This window comes from Sphingopyxis microcysteis (assembly GCF_012274265.1).
GTDB classification, from domain to species: Bacteria; Pseudomonadota; Alphaproteobacteria; order Sphingomonadales; family Sphingomonadaceae; genus Sphingopyxis; species Sphingopyxis microcysteis.
The window spans coordinates 20126-42448 of record NZ_JAANYY010000005.1 but is presented as its reverse complement, the minus strand read 5'-3'; the positions used below and the strand labels follow the sequence as shown (position 1 = coordinate 42448).

General features: G+C 67.6%; 17 protein-coding genes. 8 read left to right on the top strand and 9 right to left on the bottom strand.

All coding sequences use genetic code 11. The features are described from left to right. Nucleotides 1–11 precede the first annotated feature (11 nt). The 6 genes from addA to G9408_RS14040 form a co-directional block, all read right to left on the bottom strand. Nucleotides 12–3485 (bottom strand): double-strand break repair helicase AddA, encoded by a 3474-nt coding sequence (gene addA, locus G9408_RS14065; RefSeq protein ID WP_168454623.1) that lies wholly within the window; start codon nucleotides 3483–3485, stop codon nucleotides 12–14. Continuing rightward, nucleotides 3482–6499, bottom strand: coding sequence for a double-strand break repair protein AddB (gene addB, locus G9408_RS14060; protein ID WP_168454622.1), 3018 nt, complete (start codon nucleotides 6497–6499; stop codon nucleotides 3482–3484). The genes addA and addB overlap by 4 nt, the downstream gene beginning before the upstream one ends. A 96-nt stretch (nucleotides 6500–6595) precedes the next feature. Then, nucleotides 6596–7315 carry a nucleotidyltransferase family protein gene (locus tag G9408_RS14055; protein WP_168454621.1) on the bottom strand — a complete coding sequence of 240 codons (720 nt, stop codon included), beginning with the start codon at nucleotides 7313–7315 and terminating at the stop codon, nucleotides 6596–6598. Further along, nucleotides 7312–8283 carry an aminoglycoside phosphotransferase family protein gene (locus G9408_RS14050; RefSeq protein ID WP_168454620.1) on the bottom strand — a complete coding sequence of 324 codons (972 nt, stop codon included), beginning with the start codon at nucleotides 8281–8283 and terminating at the stop codon, nucleotides 7312–7314. The genes G9408_RS14055 and G9408_RS14050 overlap by 4 nt, the downstream gene beginning before the upstream one ends. Continuing rightward, nucleotides 8280–8729 carry a tRNA (adenosine(37)-N6)-threonylcarbamoyltransferase complex ATPase subunit type 1 TsaE gene (gene tsaE, locus G9408_RS14045; protein ID WP_168454619.1) on the bottom strand — a complete coding sequence of 150 codons (450 nt, stop codon included), beginning with the start codon at nucleotides 8727–8729 and terminating at the stop codon, nucleotides 8280–8282. The genes G9408_RS14050 and tsaE overlap by 4 nt, the downstream gene beginning before the upstream one ends. Next, nucleotides 8726–11083 (bottom strand): PAS domain-containing sensor histidine kinase, encoded by a 2358-nt coding sequence (locus G9408_RS14040; RefSeq protein ID WP_168454618.1) that lies wholly within the window; start codon nucleotides 11081–11083, stop codon nucleotides 8726–8728. Before G9408_RS14040 ends, tsaE begins: the two co-directional genes overlap by 4 nt. 395 nt (nucleotides 11084–11478) lie before the next feature. Between G9408_RS14040 and G9408_RS14035 the strand changes: the two genes are divergently transcribed. From G9408_RS14035 to G9408_RS14025, 3 genes are all read left to right on the top strand, one after another. Further along, nucleotides 11479–14517 (top strand): TonB-dependent receptor plug domain-containing protein, encoded by a 3039-nt coding sequence (locus G9408_RS14035; RefSeq protein WP_168454617.1) that lies wholly within the window; start codon nucleotides 11479–11481, stop codon nucleotides 14515–14517. An 85-nt stretch (nucleotides 14518–14602) separates the two neighbouring features. Next, complete coding sequence (locus G9408_RS14030; protein ID WP_168454616.1) at nucleotides 14603–15391, top strand: hypothetical protein; 789 nt, start codon at nucleotides 14603–14605, stop codon at nucleotides 15389–15391. Beyond that, entirely contained in the window at nucleotides 15388–16971 is a 1584-nt protein-coding gene (locus G9408_RS14025) for a tetratricopeptide repeat-containing sulfotransferase family protein (protein WP_168454615.1), read from the top strand. Before G9408_RS14030 ends, G9408_RS14025 begins: the two co-directional genes overlap by 4 nt. A 63-nt stretch (nucleotides 16972–17034) precedes the next feature. Here G9408_RS14025 and ahcY read toward each other — a convergent pair whose 3' ends face one another. Continuing rightward, nucleotides 17035–18450, bottom strand: a complete 1416-nt coding sequence (ahcY, locus tag G9408_RS14020) for an adenosylhomocysteinase (protein ID WP_168454614.1) — start codon at nucleotides 18448–18450, stop codon at nucleotides 17035–17037. On the opposite strand from ahcY, the gene G9408_RS14015 reads away from it, so the two are divergent. Continuing rightward, a complete protein-coding gene (locus G9408_RS14015) occupies nucleotides 18443–18667 on the top strand; it encodes a hypothetical protein (RefSeq protein WP_168454613.1) in 225 nt (74 codons plus the stop codon). The genes ahcY and G9408_RS14015 overlap by 8 nt on opposite strands. A gap of 185 nt (nucleotides 18668–18852) precedes the next feature. Then, nucleotides 18853–19251, top strand: a complete 399-nt coding sequence (locus G9408_RS14010) for a hypothetical protein (protein ID WP_168454612.1) — start codon at nucleotides 18853–18855, stop codon at nucleotides 19249–19251. Nucleotides 19252–19305: 54 nt separating this feature from the next. On the opposite strand, the gene G9408_RS14005 is transcribed toward G9408_RS14010, so the two are convergent. Then, nucleotides 19306–19728: a YbaY family lipoprotein gene (locus G9408_RS14005; protein ID WP_168454611.1), complete on the bottom strand. Its 423-nt coding sequence runs from the start codon at nucleotides 19726–19728 to the stop codon at nucleotides 19306–19308. 77 nt (nucleotides 19729–19805) lie between these two features. Continuing rightward, nucleotides 19806–20372 carry an HNH endonuclease gene (locus G9408_RS14000; RefSeq protein WP_120217515.1) on the bottom strand — a complete coding sequence of 189 codons (567 nt, stop codon included), beginning with the start codon at nucleotides 20370–20372 and terminating at the stop codon, nucleotides 19806–19808. 170 nt (nucleotides 20373–20542) lie between these two features. On the opposite strand from G9408_RS14000, the gene gluQRS reads away from it, so the two are divergent. From gluQRS to G9408_RS13985, 3 genes are read left to right on the top strand one after another with little or no spacing between them, the layout of a single operon-like run. After that, complete coding sequence (gene gluQRS, locus G9408_RS13995; RefSeq protein ID WP_168454610.1) at nucleotides 20543–21394, top strand: tRNA glutamyl-Q(34) synthetase GluQRS; 852 nt, start codon at nucleotides 20543–20545, stop codon at nucleotides 21392–21394. Between the two features lie 9 nt (nucleotides 21395–21403). Further along, on the top strand, nucleotides 21404–21628 hold the full coding sequence (locus G9408_RS13990; protein ID WP_120217513.1) for an HIG1 domain-containing protein: 225 nt from the start codon (nucleotides 21404–21406) through the stop codon (nucleotides 21626–21628). A gap of 26 nt (nucleotides 21629–21654) precedes the next feature. Continuing rightward, nucleotides 21655–22236: a cob(I)yrinic acid a,c-diamide adenosyltransferase gene (locus G9408_RS13985; protein ID WP_168454609.1), complete on the top strand. Its 582-nt coding sequence runs from the start codon at nucleotides 21655–21657 to the stop codon at nucleotides 22234–22236. Nucleotides 22237–22323: the final 87 nt, after the last annotated feature.

Here is a 22323-nt window from a genome sequence, read left to right as displayed (position 1 = left end):
GGCTCAAGGGCTCAACCGCCCAAATTCGCCTTGGTTGCCATCAAGCCGGGCTTGTGCGCGTCGAGCAGCGCGTCGTCTAGGTCAATCAGCCGCGGCGCGGCGGTGTACAGCAAGGCGGCCGCGATCCGCCGCGACGGGAAAATTGCTGCCAGCGCGTCGCGATACGCCGCCATCTGGCGCAGATAGGCGGGCTGGACCTCGGCGGCGCTGCCGGGGACGTGGCGCCCGGTCTTGTAATCGATCACCGTCACGGCATCGTCGGTGACCAGTAGCCGGTCGACGATCCCGGCGACCACCGCGCCGTCGACCACCGCCGACAACGGCACTTCGGCGAGCGACCCCGGCCCGAACAGCGCGGCGTGTGCGGGGTCGTCGATCACCCCCAGCACCTCGTCAACCATCGCACCGCGCGCCGCCGCGTCGAGATCGGCCGCCTGCACGTCCAGCCAGCGCAACGCCGCCGCGCGCCGCCGCTCGGGCGCCACCGGCGGCAACCGCTCGAACAGCGCATGGAGCAGCAGCCCGCGGCTCACCGCCGCGGCGCGCGCCGCGCCCTGCGGCACCGCTGCCACATCGTCGTCGCCCAGTGCCGACGGCGCGAGTGGGCGCGGCGGGCGCGCTTCCTCGGGCGCCGCCTGCCGCGCCCAGTCGGGGACGACGACCGCCGGAACAGCGGCGCGCGCTTTCGTCTTTGCTGCGCGCGTCTTGCCCTGCACCGCATGAACGCGCTTCCGCCCCCAGCGCGGCCCGGCGTCCTGCCACTCGGCGCCCATATCGGCGAGCACCGCATCGACCGCGCTGTGCCAATTGCCCTCGGGAAGCTGGTCCGCCTTGCGCGTCCCGGTAACAATCAGCAGTTCTTCGGCGCGCGTCATCGCGACGTAGAGCAGCCGCCAATGCTCTTCGCGTTCGGCGGCTTCCTTGTCCTCATGCGCCTTGGCAATCGAGCCGTGCCGCTCGTCCTTGCCGAGCGCAAACACCGGCAATTTGTCCCAACCCGCCGCCGACAGGTCAAAATTCACACGCCGCGGCTTCGGGTCGTCGGTCGCGTCGGCCAGGATGACGATCGGCGCCTGCAAGCCTTTCGACCCGTGCACCGTCATCACCCGCACGACGTCGCTGCGCGCCTCGCTCTGGCGTTTGATCTCGGCGCTACTCGCGGCGATGTGCGACAGGAAGCCGAGCAGCGACGGTGCTTCCTGTCGCTCGAACGCCAGCGCCTGTGCGAGCAGCTCGTCGATCGGGTCGCGCGCCTCGCGCCCCAGCCGGTGATACAGCTTGCGCCGCCCGCCCATCGGTCCCGACAGGATGCGCTCCAGAAAACGGAACGGCGTCGTGAAATCGCCCATGCCGAGCAGGCTGCGCAGCGCCGCCATCGTTGCGGGCGGAACCTCTTCCTCGCGCGCGCGCAATTGCTCCCACAGCGCGCGCTTCTGACGGCCGTGGGCAAAGGCGAACAGCTCGTCCTGGCTCCACCCGAACAGCGGCGACACCAGCAGGCTGGCGAGATTGAGGTCGTCGAGCGGCTGCACCGCAAAGCGCATCGCGGCGAGCAGATCCTGCACCGCCAGCGACCCGGTCAGCGAAAAACGATCGACCCCCGCGACCGGCACATGCAGCGATTGGAGCCGCGCGACGATCCGCGCCGCGACATCCTTGCGACGGCGGACGAGGATCAATATGTCGCCCGGCGCGACGGGGCGCCCGTCCTTGCCATGTTCGATCCATTCGCGCACCTCGTCGGCGATCGCGCGCGACAGCCGCAGGCTGGCGGGGTCGCTCGCCGCGGCCGAGGTCTCGCGGAGAGCGCCGCCCTCGTCATCGCCGTCCGCGTCGCTTCCGCTGTCCTCTTCCGCATCGCCATCGAGCGCCTTGCCCACGGGCAGCGGCGCCCACAGCTCGACCCGCCCGGCGCGGTCGCGGTTGAATTCGGCGGGAATGTGCGGCGGCTCGTCGCTGCCCAAGCCCATCAATTCGGTCGCGCCCGCCGCGATCCACGCATCGACGACGTCGAGCACCGCGGGGCTGGAGCGATAGTTGGTGTCGAGATCGACATCCTCGAACGGTTTGCCGCCCTCGACCGCGCGGCTGGCAAAGCTGAGCCGCGCTGCCTCGAATGCCGCGGGCTCGGTGCCCTGAAAGCCGAAGATCGCCTGCTTGCGGTCGCCCACCGTAAACATCGTGCGGACGCGATCGTCCTTCGCGCCAACCCCGGCGAAAAACTCGCCGGCCAGCGACGCGACGATCGCCCATTGCCGCGCATTGGTGTCCTGCGCCTCGTCGACCAAAATATGGTCGGTGCGCTGGTCGAGCTTGAAGCGCACCCAATCGCCGAAATCGCCCTGCGCCAGCAAATGCCCCGCGATGCTGATCAGATCGTCGAAATCGGCCAGCCCGCGCTCGCGCTTCGCCAACGCATAGGCCTCGGCAAAGCGGCTGCCCAGATCCCACGCCGCCGCCAGATCGTCGGCGACCGCCATCGCGGTGGCGGTCGCGAGCAGGTTATCGGCCGCGGCGACAATGCGTTCGGCGGCGGCGAGGCAGCTGCGCATGCCGCCTTTGTCTTTGGTGTAATCGGCGCGCATGTCGCCGGTGCCGGTCAGGAAACAGCCGCGCACCGCGGTCAACATCGCGGCGCGGCCATGCGCGTCGGCGCGGAACCAGTCGTCCATGATGTCGGCGCGCCCGTCGCCGGTCTTGGTCCCCCAGCCGCGCCCGCTCGCCGCAACTGCCGCAATATCGGCATCGGTAATCGCGCCGCTCACCAGCGCCGCCGCCTGCCAGGCCAGCGGATCGCCCTGCGGCAAGCCCAGATGCGCGCGCAGGTCCGCCGCGCGCGGTGCGAGGCGCGGTGCATTGGCGGCGGTGAAGCTGCTCGCACAGCGCGCGAGGAAGGCAATCGCCGCATCCTGACCCAATCGCTGCGACAGCATCGCCGCGATCGTCCGCATCGCATCGCCATCGGCATCCGCACGCGCGAGCAACTGGCCCAGCACCTCGCGCTGGAGCGCGCTCGCTTCGCTGTCCTCCAGCGCGCGAAACCCCGGCAGGATCTTCGCCTCGAGCGGAAAACTTGCGAGCAAGGTCTGGCAGAAGGCGTGGATCGTCTGCACCGGCACCGCGCCGCCGGGGCTGTCGATCACGGTGGCGAACAGCGAGCGCGCGCGGTCGAGGATGCCCGGCTCGGCCCAATCGGCGCCCAGCGCGGCGAGGTCGAGCCGCAGATCGCCGTCGGCCATTCGCACCCACATCGCCAGCCGTTCGTGGATACGGTGCGCCATTTCGGCGGCGCCTGCCTTGGTAAAGGTGATGCACAGGATCGCCTCGGGCGACACCCCCGCCAGCATCAGCCGCAGCACCCGAGCCGACAGCACCTGCGTCTTGCCGGTCCCCGCCGACGCGCCCAGCCAGACATGGTCGTCGGGCTCTGCCGCGGCGCACTGGCCGCCGTCGAGCGTCTTGAGCAGCTTGTCGGGGTCGATCATGCCGCCCCTCCATCGGTCGCGCTAGGATCGGGATCGCCGCGTCCGAACCATTCGTCGCGGCGCATCAGCTGGTCGAAATCGGCGTAGCGCTTGGCGCTGTCGCCCGGCACGAACGGCTCCTGCCGCAGCAGGAAACGCGCGCTGAGGTCGGCCAGCGCCTCGCGCGCGCGCTCGATCACCGCCGCCGCGGTCGATGGCTTCGGCTTCTGCCCCTTGATCACCTTGACCGCGCCATCGACGCCCTTTTTGCGGTCGCGCTTCAATTCCCAATATTCGAACGCTCCGACCGGCTCGGGCGCCAGATCACCCAGCCCGGCTTCCTCGGCAATCAGCCCGAGCAGGCCGAGCTGGCTGTTCAGCCCTTCACCCGCCGACTTGCCCGATGGCGCCGCGCCGGTCTTGTAATCCACGATCGCCAGCGTGCCGTCAGCCGCCTGATCGACGCGGTCGGCGGTGCCGCGCAGCATGATGCCGCCGACCAACAACTTGCCGCTCACCTCATTGGCGACCGGCCAGCGTTCGTCGCGCGCCGCCCACACGCGCTCCGCGGCCCAGCGCAGCGACGGTTCGATGCGCGGCAACCAGAAGGCACGGCCCAGCGAATCGAGCGCCGGATCTGCGCGCAGCGCCGCGATCTCGCGATCGAACGCCGCCTCGCTCAGCCCCGCCGCCTGCCAGTCCTGCAGGAATTTATGCACGCGCGTCCCGAACCATTTGGCGTCGGGGCCGCTGCTCAGCGGCTCCAGCTCGCTCAACCGCAATATCTTCGCCGCGTAAAAGGCAAAGGGATCGCGTGCCAGCTGATCGACCCCGGTGACGCTGATCCGGTCGGGCCGCGCGCTGAGCGGCGGCGACGGGCGCGGCCTGTCGGCGGGCTCGCTCTGCCCCGGCGGGACATCGAGCATCGCGGCGAGCGCGGTCACCGGCTGCCCGTCGAGCGTCGCTTCGGGCAAGTCGCCCGCCAAGGCGGCGAGCCGCAGCCAGAAGCGCGACGCCACCGCCGGGTCGCCGCCGCTGCGCATCGCGCGCGTCACCACCACCTCGCGCGCCGCAAAGGCGCCGGCGAAGTCATGCGCCGCCATCCCCTGCTGGCGCTCGGGGGCGGCGAGGCCCAGCATCCGCCGGATACCGGGCGCGAGCCAGGGATCGGGGCTTTGCTGCGGCGGCCAGCGCCCCTCGTCGAGCCCGCCAAGGATCATCAGGTCCGCGCGCTGCAACCGCGCCTCCAGCAGCCCCCAGATGGACAGCCGCGGATGCCCGCCATAGGGCGGGCGGATGCTCTCGCCCGACGTCAGATCGGCGAGCATCGCGGGGAAATCGGCGGGCGCGACCAGCGCCGGGCCATCGCCCTTCGCCAGCGCCCAGCGGTCGAACAGGTCGGACAAGGCGCGGCCTGCATGCCCCGTCCACGCCCCTTCGCCGGTCAGCCAGCCGAGCGCGTCCTGCAACGCGCCGAGCAGCACCGACGGCGGCGCGGCAACCCCCGCCGCAAAGGGCGCCAATGCGGTGCCGAGCGCCGTCGCCACCTCGGCCCACCAATCGGCGACCGCCAGCGCGGCGCCATGCCCGCGCCGATCGCTGTCGTCCGCAATCTCGCCGATCCGCGCTGTCACCCCGGCCCAGCCCGGCACCAGCCCAGGCCCGCGCAGCACCAGATCGAGCCGCCGCACCTGATCGAGCCAGCCCAGCCGTCCTTCGCCCGCGCGGACCAGCGGATGCCCGAGCAGCGCGACCAGCCGCACCGGATCGAACGCCGCGGCCAATTCGGCGAGCAGCAACAAGAGCGCGCCGGGCGGCGTCTGTCCCAGCGGCTGCCCGGCGCTGTCATCGACCGCAATCTCCCAGCGCGCTAGCGCCGCCGCGACGCGCTCGGCGAGCAGGCGGTCGGGGGTTACCAGCGCCGCGGTGCGCCCCGGCTCTTCCAACGCGCGCCGCATCGTCAGCGCGATCCCCTGCGCCTCCTGCCCGTCATCCGCGAACACCGCGGCGCTGACCCCGGTCAGGCTGGGCGCGACGTCGGCCGCCGCCTGCCAGCGCGCGGTATAGGCGGCGGGGGCGAAGAGCAGCGACAGAAAGGGCGCGCGTGCGTCGGGGCCGTCGAATGGCGACGTCGCGGCCCATGCGCCGACCTCGTCGCGCGCGATCCCCATCCGCCCGAGCAACAGCTTCAGATGATATTGCGGCTGCGTTTCGAGCGGGCGCTCCCCCGGCTGGTCGGGATCGGGCTTCACGGGCCCCAGCGCCTCCCATTCCTCCGCGGCCATGCCGAGGTCGAGCCCCGGCAGGACCACCATTCCATTGGGCAAATCGGCAACGGTGCGCAGCAACCGCGCGATCGCGGGCGCCGCGGTGGTGACGCCCGCGGCCACGACAAAGCGCGCTGGCGGCGCCGCGCGCCACCCGGCGGTGACCCGTGCGAGCAGCCGGTTGCGGCGGTCGGCACGGTCGATATGCCCGGTCGCGGCGAGCATCGCGGGCCAATGGTCGATCAGCAGGCGCAGCCGCTGCCACGACGCCTGCCAATGCCCCGCGAGATCGCCCAACGCCGCTTCGATTTCGCCGAGCCGCGCCGGAGCAATCTCTTCATAATACAGCTGGTCGATCACGCGCCCCAGCCCTTCGGCAAGCTGGAACGCCGCCGCGCCGGTGATCGCATCTTCGCCCGCCGGATTGTGCCGCTCGATCAGCGCCGCGAGCATCAGCCGCCGCCGCAGCGGATCGATCGCCGGCGGGATCGGTTCGGCCTCGTCGATCGCATCGAGCGCCAGCGCGACGCTTTCGTCGAGGTCAGCATCGCCGATCACCGCGAGCCGCGGCATCAACAACCCCGCCCCGCTCGCGCGCACAAACGCGGCCTGCACCGCGCTCCGCGCACGGTTGCTGGGGAGCAGGATCAACCCCTCGGCCAGCCCCAAGGCGCCGTCGGCAAAGCGGTCGATCAGCCCGGCGACGAGCGCGTCGGCAAAGGCCCGCTGGACGGGGATGGAAAAGACGGTGGGCTTTGCGTCAGCCATCATACCGGCTTCGTCATCCCGGCGAAGGCCGGGATCTCGCCGGCGCGTTGGGGCGAGAGGGTGAGATCCCGGCCTTCGCCGGGATGACGGATGAATTCAAACCTCACCCAGCGCCGCTTCGGTCGGCGCGATGCTGGCGGGCGATCCGACGTCGAACCATTGCCCCATGTGCGACAGGCCGAACAACCGCCCCGCCGTGATCGCGCGATCCCACAGGATGTTGGTCGAAAACGGCCCCGACGGCGCATCGTCCAGCAGCCGCGGCGAGATCAGCTGGACGCCGGTGTAAACAAACGGCGCAATCCGCCCGGGCTTGCGGCGCGACAGGAGACCCGAGGGGTCCATATGGAAATCGCCGCGCCCGCGGTGTCCCGTGGCGCTGGCCTGACGGATCAGCAGCAGCAGCGCGTCCATCCGGTCGCCGTCCCAATGCCGCGCCAGATGCTGGATGCTGTCCACCGGCCCGTCGGTCCAGATATTGTCGCTGTTGACGATCAGGATCGGATCGCCGGTCAGCTGGGGCAGCGCCTTGACCATCCCGCCGCCGGTTTCGAGGAGCAGGTCGCGCTCGTCCGAAATGGCGATCGTGAACGCCCGTTTCTGCGCCGCCAGATGCGCTTCCAGCGCGTCGGCGAGATAATGGACGTTGACCACGACATGGCCGACCCCCGCCGCCTCGATGCGGTCGAGGCTATGGTCGATCAGCGGTTTGCCCGCGACGCGTACCAGCGGCTTGGGCCGGGTGGCGGTCAGCGGGCGCATGCGCTTGCCGAGCCCCGCCGCCATCACCATCGCGCTTTCGATCCTGGTGGTCATCGCCACGCCGCCGCGCGCTTGTCGGCGGGGATATTTTCGTCGAACCAGGCGCGCACCGGCGCCAGCCCCGGATGCGCCAGATCGCGCTCGAGCAGCCCCCACATCCGCGGCTGGAACTGGCGATAGCCGGGCTTGCCGTCGCGCTTCCACAGCCGCACGAATACCCCCAGGATGCGCGTGTTGCGCTGCGCCGCGAGCGCCCAATAGGCGCTTTCAATGTCCTGTCCGGTCGCGCCTTGGTAACGCGCGAGCATCGCCGTCTCGACCGCGGGGGTCACGTCGCGCCGCGCATCCTCCAGCACCGACGCCAGATCATAGGCCGGGTGGCCGATCAGCGCGTCCTGGAAATCGAGCAGGCCATAATGCGCCACCCCCGTCTTGCCCGGCACCAGCATGATATTTTCGGCATGATAATCGCGCAGCACCGTGACGCGCGGCAGGCCGTCATGCTCGACCGGGGTCAGCACGGCGTCCCATGCGGCGCGAAAGGCGTCGCGGTCGACCTCGATCCCCAGCGTCGGGCAATACCAGTCGCTGAACAGCATCACCTCGTCGAGCCACTGCTCGAGCCCCAGCACCGGCAGCCCCGGCATCGGCGGGCGCGCATGAAGGTGGACGAGCAGGTCGGTCACCCCGGCATAAAGCTCGACCTCGCGGTCCAGCGCCGCATCGGCGGTCTCGCGCAGCCGCACATCGCCGAAATCCTCGATCAGCAGCAATCCCTGCGCCAGGTCGCGCGCAAAGATCGTCGGCGCGGTCAGCCCCTCGCCGCACAGATATTCGGCGACCGCGATAAACGGCCGCGGATCCTCGTGCGGCGGCGGGGCGTCCATCAGCACCGCCTGCCGATCGCCGTCGACCACGCGGAAATAGCGCCGGAACGACGCGTCGCCGGCGAGCGGCAAAATCTGGGCATCGCCCCAGCCATGCGCGGCGAGGAAGGCGGGCGCATGGGGGGGCGGAATCATCGGAGCGGCCATCGGCTCCCCCAAGACGTCGGCACGTCGGCTGTCAAGACGCGCGCGTCGCCGCTCCCCGAAATCGTGATGGACAGGGCGCCGGGCCAACCCTGCGCCCCGAGCCGCTCGGGCCATTCGATCAGCAGCGCCCCGTCATACAGATACTCGTCGAGCCCCAGTTCGATCAGCTCGCCCTCATCCTCGATCCGGTACAGATCGACATGCGCGATGGGCAGTTCGACCTCGGGCGGCGCATAGGGCTGGACGATCGCAAAGGTCGGGCTCGGCGCCTCGCCGACCAGCCCGCGCGCCTTCAGCATCGCGCGCGCAAGCGTCGTCTTGCCCGCGCCAAGGTCGCCCGACAGCAGCACGACGTCGCCGGGTAGCAGCACCGCGCCGATCGCGGCACCGATGCGGTCGGCCTCGGCCAGCGTATAGTCGTATCGTTGGCTCATACCCGCCGCGGCAAGCTGACCCGCACCAACGTACCCTGTCCCGCCTCGCTCACCACCTCCATCGTCCCGCCATGCGCAGCGACGAGCTGGCGTGCGAGCGCGAGGCCGATGCCCCCCGACGCGGTTCCCGCCTGCTGGCCCTTGGTTACCGCCGCGACCGCCTCGGGCATTCCCGGGCCGTTGTCCGATACGATGATGTCGATCCCGTGCGCGTCGCCCGTCGCATGCAGTAACACGCGGCCGTCCGACTTCCGGGTGGGCGCGGTGTAGCGCACCGCATTGTCGAGCAGCCCCGCGACCAGCCGCGACAGGCGCGGTGCATCGCCGTCGATGCGGCCCAGATCGGGCGAAATATTGCCGACCAGTTCGACCTTTTCGGCGGCGGCCAGCGCCTGCGCGTCGGCGAGCGCCCGGTCGAGCAGCTGGCGCACATCGACCGGCGCCCGCTCGACGACCAGCGATCCTGCCTCGCCCTGCGCGAGGTCGAGCACATTGTCGATCTGGCGCCCCAGCACGCCCACCGAATCCATGATCGCATTGACATAGCCCTGCTGCTGTTCGCTGAGCTTGCCGGCATAGCCCGCCTGCAACATCTCGCCGAACCCGCCGATCGAGGTCAGCGGCGTGCGCAGTTCGTAACTCATTCGCGACAGGAACGCGGTCTTGACCTTGTCGGCCGCCTCCAGCGCCTCGTTGCGCTCGCGCAGCGCGCCCTCCATCTTCCGGCTCGGGGTGATGTCGAGCATGATCAGCAGCGCGTTGCCGTCGGGCAGCGGGATCGACGCGAAGTCGAAATAGCGCCCGTCGGCAAATCCGATCTCGCCGCCGCGCTGTTGCCGCTCCAGCGTCGCGGCGCGGATCACTTCCTGGACGATGCTGATCTGGTTCGGCTTCACCAGCCGGTCGGCGAGCCCGCCCATCAGCACATCGACGCGCGGATGCGCCGCCAGCGTCGCCTCGTCGATCCCCCACAGGCGGCGGAACCGCTGGTTCCACAGATGCAGCCGCCCATCGGGCGCGAAGACCGCGATCGCCTCGAACAGATTGTCAAAGGTCGCCGTGCGGACGCGCAGCAACGTGTCGCGCGCGCCCGCCAACTGCACCTGCTCGGTCTTGTCCTCGGCAATCAGCAACAGACCGCCGTCGGGGGTCGGCTGGGCGACGACGTGCAGGTGGGTGCCGTCGCGCAGCAGCCAGTCCTCCTCGCTCGCCCCCGGCTGCGCGAACCAGTCGACATGCGCCTGCCGCCATTCGGGATAGTTGCGCACTTCCGGAGTCCGCCCGCGTTCGCGCCACGCGTCGAGCAGGCGCGCAAAGGGCGCCGCCTCGGCGACCTCCTCGGCGTCGAGCCCAAACAGGCGGCGAAAGGGCAGGTTGGCGAAACTCAGCCCCTGATCGGGGCCGAACTGCGCCACCGCCGCCGACAAACGGTCGAGCAGTTCGCGCTGGGTGTCGACGAACCGGCGGTGCGCGCCGCGCTCGCTCTCCAGTTCCTGAATGTCGATCGCATAGCCGGCGATCCCGATCACCCGCCCGCCGGTCGGCGCCAGCGGCACGTCGACCACGCGCATGATCCGCCGCTCGCCCTCGATCGTCACCGGGATTGTGCGGACCTGCGCCGCGCCCGCGATGCGCGCCTCGTCGGCGGCCTCGGCGGCGCTGACCCCGGCGACCGTCTCGCACAATTCGATGCCGCCATCGATCACCGCCACCGCGCTTTTCGCCTCGACCGCCCGGACATAGGCGCCGTTGACGAGCGCGAGGTTGAGGTCGGTGCCGCGGAACCACATCGGGAAGGGCGCGGCCTCGATCAGCCCCGACAAGGCCTCGAACGCCGCCATCGCCTCGTCGCGCTCGCTGCGCGCCTGCGCCAGCGCGTGCTGGCCGTCGGTCGCATCGCTCAGCCACAACAGCACGCTGCCCGGGCCGCCGACGGCCTGCGGCGCCGGCGCGCCATGCAGGATGATCGTGCGTTCGCTGCCTTGGGGTTTCAGGCTCAGCGTAAAGGGTTTGGCGCCGCGCTGCGCGCCCAGGATCGCCTGGCGCAGCGCGTCATGGCCATCGGGATCCAGCCCGCTGCCCAGTCCGCGCAGTTCGTCGAAATTGCGCGGTCCCTGGGCCAGACCCAGCCAGCGGCCCAATTTCTCGCTCGCCTCGATCCGCCAGTCGGCGCGGACGATGACCGGCAGCTGCGGCGAAGCCTCGACCAGGCTCGCGAGCCGTTCGCCCTGTCCGGCGACAAATGCCGCGCGCCGCTGCATCGCAATCCCGCGCCCGACCGCCCACAATCCGGCGAGCAGCCAGAGCGCGACAAAAAGGCCCAGCGCAAAGAGCGCCCCCGACGAAAGCGTCATGAAGCGCGCGCCGCGAGGCGGGTGGTCAGGAAAGAGCGGCGTTGGCCCATCCGCCCGCCCTATCGACTGTCCCCGACCGTTTCAATCGCTAGGCGCCGGAACGCCCGATCATGCTGCCGATCGTCCATGAAATGCGCTGCGACAATTGGGCCACACGCCACTGACAATGCGGTGAATTGCGTAGCGCTACCCTTGACTTCGCGGTGCAGGCTTGAATAGCTGGTGTCATCGGCAAGTCATAGATCCGCCAAGAGATTGAAAAGACGCGCCTTTCACTTTTCGGCCAACCCGACCGGGTTGGTCGGGGCATTAAAAACCGGGGATTATCTATGAATGATTTGAGCAGGGCGTCGCTGCATGCGCGTCGGATTCTGGGTTTCGCGAGCCTTTCCGCCATGGCGGTTGTCATCGCGGCGCCAGCGATGGCGCAGGACACCGCACCGGCTGAAACCAGCGCCGAAACCGCCGCACCCGAAGACGCGATCGTCGTCACCGGTTCGCGCCTGCGCGGCGTGACGCCGTTCAACAGCCCCGACCCGATCGCCGTGATCGACCCCAATATCGCATCGAAAGAAGGCAAGTTCGATCTGGCGTCGACGCTGCAAAGCTCGCCGATCGCGGCCGGCTCGACCCAGATTACGGCCGCCATTTCGTCGAACTTCGTCACCGATGGTGGCCCGGGTGCGCAGACGATCAACCTTCGCGGGCTTGGCCCCAACCGCACCCTGGTGCTGCTCAACGGTCGCCGTGCCGGTCCCGCGGGTACGCGCGGCGGCGTGTCGGCGTTCGACCTCAACGTCCTGCCGCAGTCGATTGCCGAAAGCGTCGAAATCCTGAAAACCGGCGCCTCGTCGGTCTATGGGTCGGACGCGGTCGCGGGCGTGGTCAACATCAAGACCAAGACCAGCACCAACGGCCTCGAACTCAACGGCACCGTGTCGGCGCCGTTCGGCGGCGGCGGCGAGGAATATCGCATCAACGCGATCTGGGGCAAAACCTTCAGCCGCGGTCACATCCTGGTCGCGGGCGACTATACCAAGGTCAAGGAACTCAAGCGTGGCGATCGCGCCTATCTTGCCTGTCCGGAAGCCTATACTTTCCGCGAAGATGGCAGCCGCGCCGACCTCATCGATCCGCGCACCGGCCAGTTCAAGTGCGAGGATCTGCGCTGGGGCCACGCGTGGACCTACAATCTGATCGACAATCTTCAGCTCGATGGCCCGGGTGGCCCGAACAGCGGGCTCAACACCTCGCCGACCGGCGCGACGGTGCTGATGCAGTTCCAATATCCCGGCGAAGTGCTCGGCGTGCCGACCTATGGCGCGCCCGCCTATCCGGGTGACTTTGGCATGCCTGCCGGCTGGTTCCCGACCGGCTATGACTCCGCATCGCTGGCGATCCAGAATTCCTATCACCCGTTCCAGGCCGATCAGACGCTGATCCCCGAAACCGACCTTTATACGGCGTTCGTCGATGGCGCGTTCGAAATCAGCGATTCGGTCGAACTGTTCGGCGAATTCCTGTTCAATCGCCGTGAAACCTACCAGAACGGCTGGCGCCAGTTCTGGAACTTTGGTTATACCGGCGACCTGTACGGCACCGGCACCCCGGCGACCAGCTGGGCCGCGGGGTGGCAGGGGCTCAACCTGATCAGCCCGACCGCGATCACCGACCAGTTCGACAGCAGCCAGCGCGTCGATTATTATCGCGGCGTCGCGGGCGCGCGCGGCGATTTCGGTGGCACCGGCAACTGGCGCTGGGAAGTCTATGGCCAGTACAGCAAGAGCATCGGCAAGTACCGCCAGCAGCAGGCGCTGCAGGATGCCTATGACACCGGCTATTTCCAGACCGCATCGTGCGTCGGCACCGTCACCCCGGTTTCGGGCAAGCAGTGCGTCGACATGCGCTGGCTCGACCCCAACTTCCTCGCCGGCGACCTGACGCAGGCCGAGAAGGATTTCTACTTCTCGTGGGAAGAGGGCAAGACCGTCTATACCCAGAAGTCGGGTGAAGCGACGCTGACCGGCGATCTGTTCAAACTGCCGGCGGGCGCGGTGCAGGTCGCGCTCGGCGCGACCATCCGCCAGGACCGTATCAACGACGTTCCGGGCGAAATCACCCGCGCGGGCAACGCCTGGGGTGCCTCGACGTCGGGGATCACCGCGGGCAAGAGCATGACGAAGGAAGCGTTCGGGGAAATCAACGTCCCCGTGCTGGCCGACAAGCCCTTCTTCCAGAATCTGACGCTTTCGGCGGCGGCGCGCATCACCAGCGTCAAATCGACGCGCGCGTCGGACGGTTTCTCGGACAGCGACAATGGCAACTGGACGTACAAGCTGGGTGCCAACTGGGCGCTCAACGACACCGTCCGCCTGCGCGCCAGCTATGGTACCTCGTTCCGCGCCCCGGCGCTGTTCGAACAGTTCCTCGCCGACGAAACCAGCTTCCCGCGTCAGACCGACATCGATCCCTGCGTCAACTGGGCGGCGAACCTGGCGGCCGGCCGCATCACGCAGCGTATCGCTGACAATTGCTCGGCCGACGGGATTCCGAACAACCATCCGGGCGGCGGCGCCACCGCAACCGCAACGTCGCGCGGCGGCATCGGCCTGCTCGACGCCGAAACGTCCACGGCGTTGGTGGTCGGCGGCGTGCTCACGCCCAAGTTCGGCTTCCTGCCCGACACCACGATCAACATCGCGGTCGATTATTTCGACATCAAGGTGAAGGGCCAGATCACCCAGCTGGGTGGCCGCAACATCATCTTCGGTTGCTATGATTCGGACAATTTCCCGGCCGATCCGCTGTGTGACCTGTTCACCCGCGGCCAGACCGGGGCGCCGAACAATATCAACGAAGTGCGCGACCAATATGTGAATATCGCCAGCCAGCGGAACAGCGGCATCGATCTGAACGTCAATATCCGCCACGATCTTGGCCGGTTGGGACGCCTGTCCTTCACCGCTGACATGACCTGGCAGACCAAGGATATTTTCCAGCTGCTGCCGACGTCGCCGGTCGAGGACGATCTGGGTGAAGTCGGGTCGCCGCAGTGGGTCGGCGATTTCCGCATGACCTGGGCCGCCAATAGCGGGACGACGCTGTTTTACGGCATGAACGTCATCGGCGGTACGTCGAACGTGCAGGAATTCGTCGATCGCAACGGCGACGTCTGCGTGAACAGCGCACTGCGCGGTCGCTATTGCCCCGTGCTGACGACGAAAGCGGTCTTCTACCACAATGCGTCGATCACGCAGGAAGTGGGCGACCGGTTCGAAATCACCCTGGGGGTCAGCAACCTGTTCAACACGCGCCCGCCGCGCGTGTCGACGCTGAACGGCGGCACGATCTCGATGATCGGGCCGGTGGTCGCCGCGTCGCAATATGGGTTCAGCGGACGCCGCGGCTTCATCAACGTCAAGTCGAAGTTCTGATCGATTTGACAACGCAAACATTGGGGCGGCATGGCAACATGCCGCCCCAACTGTTTTTATAATCCCAAAGGAACGCCCGCGCCCGATGCCTGAAGTCACGGTGAAAGCCGACACGCTCGACGCCGAAAACCGCCGCTTCGTTCAGGCGCCCCTGCGCCAGCCGGTGTTCCTCAACAGCGTTCCGAAAAGCGGCAGCCACCTGCTGCGCAACATCATCCGCATGTTCGTTCCGGTCGAACAGCAATATGCGCGCGATTTCATCCAGTGGCCCAACCTGCAACAGCATCGCGGCGCCTTTGATCCCGCGCGGCCGCAGCTCAGCTGGGGCCATCTGTTCTTTGCCGATGCCTCGGCGATCGAAACCGCGCCGGCGCGGCGCATCCTGCTCTATCGCGATCCCTATGACTGGGTGATCGCGCGCGCGCGTTTTTTCGCGTCGGAGCAGTTTTCGGGCAATATGGATTTCTTCAAGACCGGCGCGCTGACGGTCGATGAACTGCTGACGATGATGATCTTTGGCCTGCCCGGCAAGGCGCCCTCGCTCAACGACATCTATGAAATGAACGCCGCGGCCTGGCTCGGCGCGCGCGTCCATGTCGTGACCTACGAAGAATTGATCCGGCATCTGGCCGACCTCGATACGCCTTCGGCCGAGGCCTTTTTCACGGGCCTGCTCGCCGCCTGCGGCATCGATCGCCCCGACGACTGGCGGCTGCGCGTCCGCATCGGCGCCGACCCGGCGCAAAGCGGTACCGCGCGCGGCAACCTCACCGGCGTGGCGCTCGACTTTCCGGCAACGCTCGGCGCGCGTCACCGCGCGTTGGTCGACTATCAGGCGCCGGGCCTGCGCGCCGTGCTGGGCTACAGCGAATGACGGTCGGCGGCACCGTCAGCGCCTTTCCGCTGCTGATCAGCGCCACCTCGCTCGCCAACGCCGGACGCCTCGAAGAGGCGGCGCAGCAGGTCATTGCCCATCTGCGGACGCGTCCCAACGAGCCGCAGGGACTCGCGAAGCTGGGCGAGATCGCGATGCTGCTCGGCGCGCTTGGCCAGTCCGAACATTTCCTGCGCCGCGCGCTCGCCGCCGGGTCGCGCGACGTCCAGGTCCGCCGCCACCTCGCGTCGGTGCTCAACCAGCAGGAACGGCTCGACGAAGCCGCGGCGTTGTTCGCAGCACTGGAAACCGAGATCGACGATCCCGTCATCCCGGCGATGCACGCGCTGATCCTCGACAAATTGGGCCATAATGCCGACGCGCAGGCGATCCAGCAGCGGCTGGCCGAGCAGCATGGCGACAAGCCGCACCACTGGATCGCCTACGGCCACAGCCTGCGTGCCGCGGGCGAGGTCGATGCGGCCATCGCCGCCTATCGCAACGCCATCGACGCCGACGACGAATGCGGTGAGGCGTGGTGGGCGCTCGCCAATATCAAGAGCCGCGTGCTGACCGACGCCGACGTCGATCATATGCAGCGGATGATCGGCATCGCGATCGACGTCCGCAACAGCGCCCCGCTTCACTTTGCGCTCGCCCGCGCGCTGCACGACCGCGGCCGCTATCGCGAGGCGTTCGATCATTATGAAACCGGCAATCAGCAGCGCGCCGACGACATCGGCTATGACGCGCGCGAACTGACCGCCGAGGTTGCCGAGGTCGAGGCGGCGGTCGACCCCGCCTTTGTCGCGCGGCTTGGCGACGAGCCGGTCGGCGACGCGGTGCCGGTCTTCATCGTCAGCCTGCCGCGCTCGGGCTCGACCCTGCTCGAACAGATGCTCGGCAGCCACCCCGCGATCGAACCCGTCGGCGAGCTCCCCTATGCCCCCGCGATCCTGCGCGGCGCGATGGAGATGGCGACGCGGCGCGGCAAGGTGACGGTGCCGCAGCTGATCGCGCAGATCCCCGACGCCGCCGCCGCCGCAATGGGGCAGGATTATCTTCGCCGCGCCGCCCTCCATCGCAAGACCGACCGCGGCTATTTCATCGACAAGCTGCCCCACAATTGGAGCAACATCCTCTTCATCCGCCGCATCCTGCCGCAAGCGAAGTTCCTCGACATCCGCCGCGATGCGATGGACTGCTGCTTTTCGAATTTCTCGCAAAGCTTTTCGCGCGCCCATGCCTCGTCGTTCCGGCTCGCCGACATCGGTCAATGCTACACCGATTATGTGCGGATGATGGCGCATCTCGATCGCGTCGCGCCGGCGCTCGTCCACCATATCGACTATGAAGCGATGGTCGCCGACCCCGAAGCGCAGCTGCGCCCGGCGCTCGCCTATCTCGGGCTCGACTGGGACCCCGCGCTGCTCGAATTCCACAAGCTCGACCGCGTCGTCCGCACCCCATCGAGCGAGCAGGTGCGCCGCCCGCTCAACCGCGACGGGATGGACGTGTGGAAACCCTATGCCGAATGGCTGGGGCCGCTGCGCGACACGCTGGGGCCGCTCGCGCGCTGAACGTAAAACGGCCCGCTCCCGGCAAAGGGAGCGGGCCGCTCTGACCCACCTCGGCGGGCGTGATCAATAACGATAATGGTCGGGCTTGAACGGCCCTTCGACCGGCACGCCGATATAATCGGCCTGCTTCTGGCTCAGCTTCGAAAGCTGCACGCCCAGCTTTTCGAGGTGCAGCGCCGCGACCTTTTCGTCGAGATGCTTGGGCAGGACGTACACGTCGTTCTGATACTGCTCGCTGCGCGTCCAGAGCTCGATCTGCGCGAGCGTCTGGTTGGTGAAGCTTGCCGACATCACGAAGCTCGGGTGGCCGGTCGCATTGCCGAGGTTCACGAGGCGACCCTTCGACAGGATGATGATCTGCTTGCCGTCGGGGAATTCGACCAGGTCGACCTGCGGCTTCACTTCGGTCCACTTGTAATTGGCGAGCGCCGCAATCTGGATCTCGCTGTCGAAATGGCCGATGTTGCAGACGATCGCCATATTCTTCATCGCCGCCATATGTTCGGCGGTGATCACGTCGGCATTGCCGGTCGCGGTGACGAAGATGTCCGAGCGCTTCACGGCTTCGTCCATCGTCACGACCTCGAAGCCTTCCATCGCCGCCTGCAGCGCGCAGATCGGATCGATTTCGGTGACGAGGACGCGCGCGCCGCCGTTGCGGAGGCTCTGCGCGCTGCCCTTGCCGACGTCGCCGAAGCCCGCGACGGTCGCGACCTTGCCCGCCAGCATCACGTCGGTGCCGCGGCGGATCGCGTCGACCAGCGATTCCTTGCAGCCATAGAGGTTGTCGAACTTCGACTTGGTGACGCTGTCGTTGACGTTGATCGCGGGGAAGGGCAGCTCGCCCTTCTTGGCGATGTGGTACAGGCGGTGGACGCCGGTCGTCGTTTCTTCCGACACGCCCTTGATCGCCTTGACCGTCTTGGTGAGGTAACCGGGGTTCGCCGCGACGAACGCCTTCAGCGCGCGCTGCATCTCGATCTCTTCCTCATTCTCGGGCGCGGGCATCGTTTCGCCGGCCTCGAGCTTCGCGCCCCACAGCGCGAACATCGTGGCGTCGCCGCCGTCGTCGAGGATGAGGTTGCAGGTGGTGCCGTCTTCCACGCCCCAGTCGAAGATGCGGCCGACATAATCCCAATAATCGGCGAGGCTCTCGCCCTTCACCGCGAACACCGGCACGCCCGTCGCGGCGATCGCGGCCGCGGCATGGTCCTGCGTCGAGAAGATGTTGCACGTCGCCCAGCGGACTTCGGCGCCGAGCGCGGTCAGCGTCTCGATCAGCACCGCGGTCTGGATCGTCATGTGCAGCGATCCGGTGATGCGCGCGCCCTTCAGCGGCTGCGCCGCGCCATATTCGGCGCGCAGCGCCATCAGGCCCGGCATTTCGGTTTCGGCGATGTTGATTTCCTTGCGCCCGAAATCGGCGAGGCTGATGTCGGCAACGACATAATCACGGGTGTCGGCGGCGAGAGTGGCCACGGGGATTCTCCATATCGGCAAATACGACCGCAGGCGAGCGGCCACGAAGTCATGGGTAATTATGTTGCGCGCCCTAGCCGAAAGCGCGCCGCCGATCAAATATAAACTTTTCTTTATATCGCAATCCGGGCTCGATCCGCCGAACCGCGCGGACGTGCGAATCGGCGGCGCAAAATGCACCGGCGCCGAAATTATTTTTCAGCAGGCGCAATTGTGACAATCGACGTCACCAAATTGTGACAACGAGTCGAGCAAGCCAAGATTCTGAAAATTTTGACTTATAATGCGCCTTGCGATTAGCATAATTCCAGATTGTGACACGAGTGTTACAACGTGCCGAAAACATTGACTTTTCCGCCGATGAGCGAGAAAATCGGCCAAAGTTTTCGAGGGGATAGAGAGATGAAAAAAATATTGCTGCCGCTGATCGCATTGGCTTTCGCGACCCCGGCTGCCGCGCAATCGATCATCGTCGTCACCGGGCCGCAGGCCGATTCGGCCGCGCTGCCGGTGGCCTATGCCGAACTGCGTGCTGGCGAAAATGAAGCCGCGATCGCCAAGCTGACCGGCGCAACCACCCTTGATGCCCGCGACCCGTCGCGGCTGATCAACCTTGGCACCGCTTATGCTCGTCTGGGTCGCACCAGCGAAGCCGCCGCCGCCTATGATGCGGCCCTCGCCAGCCCGATCCGGTACGATCTTGAACTGGCGAATGGCGATTATGTCGATTCGCGTTGGGCTGCCCGCACCGCGCGCGCGAACCTCGCCGCCGGTCGTCCACTGCTGGCTTTGGCGCGGTAATCTGATCGTCGCTCCCGCCCCGCGGCAGGGGCGACGATCAGACGATCAGGGGGATCAGCGCGTCTTCACCAGCATGAGCGCCCCCATGTCGATCCGGCTGCGGCCATCGAATTCCACACTGTTGCGCGTGTCGGTGATGAACATCAGCCGCCCCGATGCATCGGTGATGCGCGCCGACACCGCATAGCTGTGCCGCGGATCGAGCTTGTTCTGATCGACGGTGAACGAAAAGGCGAAGGGTACCTGGCGCCCGTCGGCGGTAAAGCTCTGCTCGGCGATCGTGCGCGACGGCGCATCCATCAGGCTGACGTCGCTCAGCTGGATCTGGACCTGCGCGGTCGGCGGCAACGCCATGCGCTCGCGATAGCTGATCTGGCCGGTGACCGACACCGGCTGTTCGGACGGTCCCAGCGTCGCGCACGCGGCGAGCGGCAGGGCGGCGAGGCTGAGCGCGAGCGCGCGGGCGATACGGACCATGGCTGTTCTCCTGTTATGGCGCGCGGCGATTAGCCTCGCCGCGATGAACCCTGTCTGTCCGATCTGTTGCCCGGCGGTCAGCCTTCCAGCTCGACGTCCCAATACAGCCAGTCGATCCAGCTTTCGTGCAGATAATTGGGCGGGAAACAGCGACCATTGTCCTGCAGCTGCCAGCTCGTCGGCCGCCATGGCTGGCGGTGGATCGGCATATGCGCCTGTTGCGGGGTGCGCCCGCCTTTCTTGAGGTTGCACGGCGCGCAGGCGGTGGTGACATTTTCCCACGTCGTCCGCCCGCCCAGACGCCGCGGCACGACATGATCGAACGTCAAATCCTTGCCCGACCCGCAATATTGGCAGGCGAAGCGATCGCGCAGGAACAGGTTGAAACGCGTGAACGCCGGGTGCTGTGACGGCTTCACATATTGGCGCAGCGCGATGACGCTGGGGATCGGCATCGTCCGCGTCGGCGAATGGATCTCGCGCTCGTAATTTTCGACGATGGTGACGCGGTCGAGGAAAACCGCCTTGACCGCGGTCTGCCACGGCCACAGGCTGAGCGGATAATAGCTGAGCGGCGTATAATCGGCGTTCAGGACCAGCGCGGGACAACTATCGGGATGCCGGGCAAGATCGGGATGAAACATGGCTTGGTAACGCAGCCCCCTTCGCTTCTCGGGATGGCGCGCCACTGCCTTCCCTGCGTGACACGATCATTACATGCCGCATCAGATTCTGACGTCAAGGGGGCATCTGCCGCAAGATATGGAAGGATTCCGATGAGCGCGGCACAGTATATGGAATCTTTACCAGCACGATGCTGACCCGTTTCGCGCCCAGCCCGACCGGCGACCTTCATCTCGGCCACGCCTATAGCGCGGTGCTGGCGCATGATGCCGCGCGCGCCGCGAACGGCCGGTTCGTCATCCGCATCGACGATATCGACGGCAGCCGCTCGCGCGAGGACTATGTCGCCGCATCGCTCGCCGACCTTGCGTGGCTCGGGCTCGCCTGGGACGGCGAGCCGGTCCGTCAGTCGGCGCGACTGGGCGATTATGCTACGGCGCTCGATACGCTCCGCGCACGCGGCCTTGTCTATTCCTGCTTCTGCACCCGCGCCGACATAGCCGCCAGCCTGAGCGCGCCGCACGGACCTTCGGGGCCAGTCTATCCCGGCACCTGCCGCGACCTTTCCGCGGCCGAGCGCGAACGGCGGATGGCGATCGAGCCGCATTGCTGGCGCCTCGACATGGCGCGCGCGGTTTTGGCCACCGGCACGCTGGCGTGGGAGGAACAGGGGCAGGGGGAACGGATCGCCGACCCGCGCGCGCACGGCGACATCGTCCTCGCGCGCAAGGATGCGCCCGCCAGCTATCACCTTGCCAGCACGCTCGACGATGCGATCATGGGGGTCAGTCATGTCATCCGCGGCGCCGACCTGCTCGCGTCGACCGACGTCCACCGGCTGCTCCAGGCGCTGCTGGGGCTGCCGACCCCGCTGTACCGGCATCATCCGCTCGTCTGCGGCCCCGACGGCAAAAGGCTGGCGAAGCGCGACGCCGCGGCCTCGCTCGCGTCGCTCCGCGCCGCGGGCGTGGACGGCCCCGCGCTCGCCGCCGATCTTGCCGCCGGGCGGCTTCCCACTGGTTATTCGCTGCAAATGCCCTAAATAGGGGGCATGAACATTCTGCTGATCATCGGCGTCGTCGTGGCGGCCGGCTTCGTCCTGTTCTCGCTCGCGCGGGGGCTCTTCTATTTTTCGCAAGGTCATCAGGCGGTGATCGACGGAAAGGTCGAGGAAAATCAGGTGATGCAAAACAAGATGATGATGGCGCGCGTCAAATGGCAGGCGATCACCATCATCCTGCTCGTCCTGATCGGCCTGCTCGCCGCGGGCGGCTGATCCTGCCGTCGCGCAGGCCTTGCTCGATGGTCAAGCTCAACAAAATCTACACGCGCACCGGCGACGACGGCACCACCGGGCTGGTCGACGGATCGCGGATTGCCAAATCGGCGCCGCTGATGGCGGCGATCGGCGATGTCGACGAAGCGAACAGCTGGGTCGGTGTCGCGGTCGCGGCGCTCGATTCCGCCAGCGACGCCGCGGCGATGCTGGCGCGGATCCAGAACGAGCTGTTCGACCTCGGCGCCGACCTTGCCACCCCCGCCGACATCCAGTTCGGCTTCGGCCCGCACGACATGGCGCTGCGCATCGTCCCCGGCCAGATCGCGCGGCTCGAGGACGAGATCGACCGCATGAACGACGATCTCGAGCCGCTGCGCAGCTTCATCCTTCCCGGCGGCACCGAGGCCGCGGCGCGCCTGCACGTCGCCCGCGCGGTCGCGCGGCGCGCCGAACGCGCGGCGGTCGCCGCCGGTGCGGACCGCGACCTCAACCCGCTGGCGCTGACCTATCTCAACCGTCTCTCTGACCATCTCTTCGTGCTCACGCGGCATCTGAATGCCGCGGCGGGCGGCGACATCCTCTGGAAACCCGGCGCGACGCGGTGACCTACTCGAATAAGAAATCCCGCATCTTTGGCATTTTTGCTACCCTCATGGCGTTAGGTGCCCTTGTCGCTGCATTTCTATTGTATG

Coding starts and splice junctions, on each gene's coding strand:
- addA (WP_168454623.1), bottom strand. CDS start 3,485: ATGATCGACCCCGACAAGCTGCTCAAGACGCTCGACGGCGGCCAGTGC.
- addB (WP_168454622.1), bottom strand. CDS start 6,499: ATGGCTGACGCAAAGCCCACCGTCTTTTCCATCCCCGTCCAGCGGGCC.
- G9408_RS14055 (WP_168454621.1), bottom strand. CDS start 7,315: ATGACCACCAGGATCGAAAGCGCGATGGTGATGGCGGCGGGGCTCGGC.
- G9408_RS14050 (WP_168454620.1), bottom strand. CDS start 8,283: ATGATTCCGCCCCCCCATGCGCCCGCCTTCCTCGCCGCGCATGGCTGG.
- tsaE (WP_168454619.1), bottom strand. CDS start 8,729: ATGAGCCAACGATACGACTATACGCTGGCCGAGGCCGACCGCATCGGT.
- G9408_RS14040 (WP_168454618.1), bottom strand. CDS start 11,083: ATGACGCTTTCGTCGGGGGCGCTCTTTGCGCTGGGCCTTTTTGTCGCG.
- G9408_RS14035 (WP_168454617.1), top strand. CDS start 11,479: ATGGCGGTTGTCATCGCGGCGCCAGCGATGGCGCAGGACACCGCACCG.
- G9408_RS14030 (WP_168454616.1), top strand. CDS start 14,603: ATGCCTGAAGTCACGGTGAAAGCCGACACGCTCGACGCCGAAAACCGC.
- G9408_RS14025 (WP_168454615.1), top strand. CDS start 15,388: ATGACGGTCGGCGGCACCGTCAGCGCCTTTCCGCTGCTGATCAGCGCC.
- G9408_RS14010 (WP_168454612.1), top strand. CDS start 18,853: ATGAAAAAAATATTGCTGCCGCTGATCGCATTGGCTTTCGCGACCCCG.
- G9408_RS14005 (WP_168454611.1), bottom strand. CDS start 19,728: ATGGTCCGTATCGCCCGCGCGCTCGCGCTCAGCCTCGCCGCCCTGCCG.
- G9408_RS14000 (WP_120217515.1), bottom strand. CDS start 20,372: ATGTTTCATCCCGATCTTGCCCGGCATCCCGATAGTTGTCCCGCGCTG.
- gluQRS (WP_168454610.1), top strand. CDS start 20,543: ATGCTGACCCGTTTCGCGCCCAGCCCGACCGGCGACCTTCATCTCGGC.
- G9408_RS13990 (WP_120217513.1), top strand. CDS start 21,404: ATGAACATTCTGCTGATCATCGGCGTCGTCGTGGCGGCCGGCTTCGTC.
- G9408_RS13985 (WP_168454609.1), top strand. CDS start 21,655: ATGGTCAAGCTCAACAAAATCTACACGCGCACCGGCGACGACGGCACC.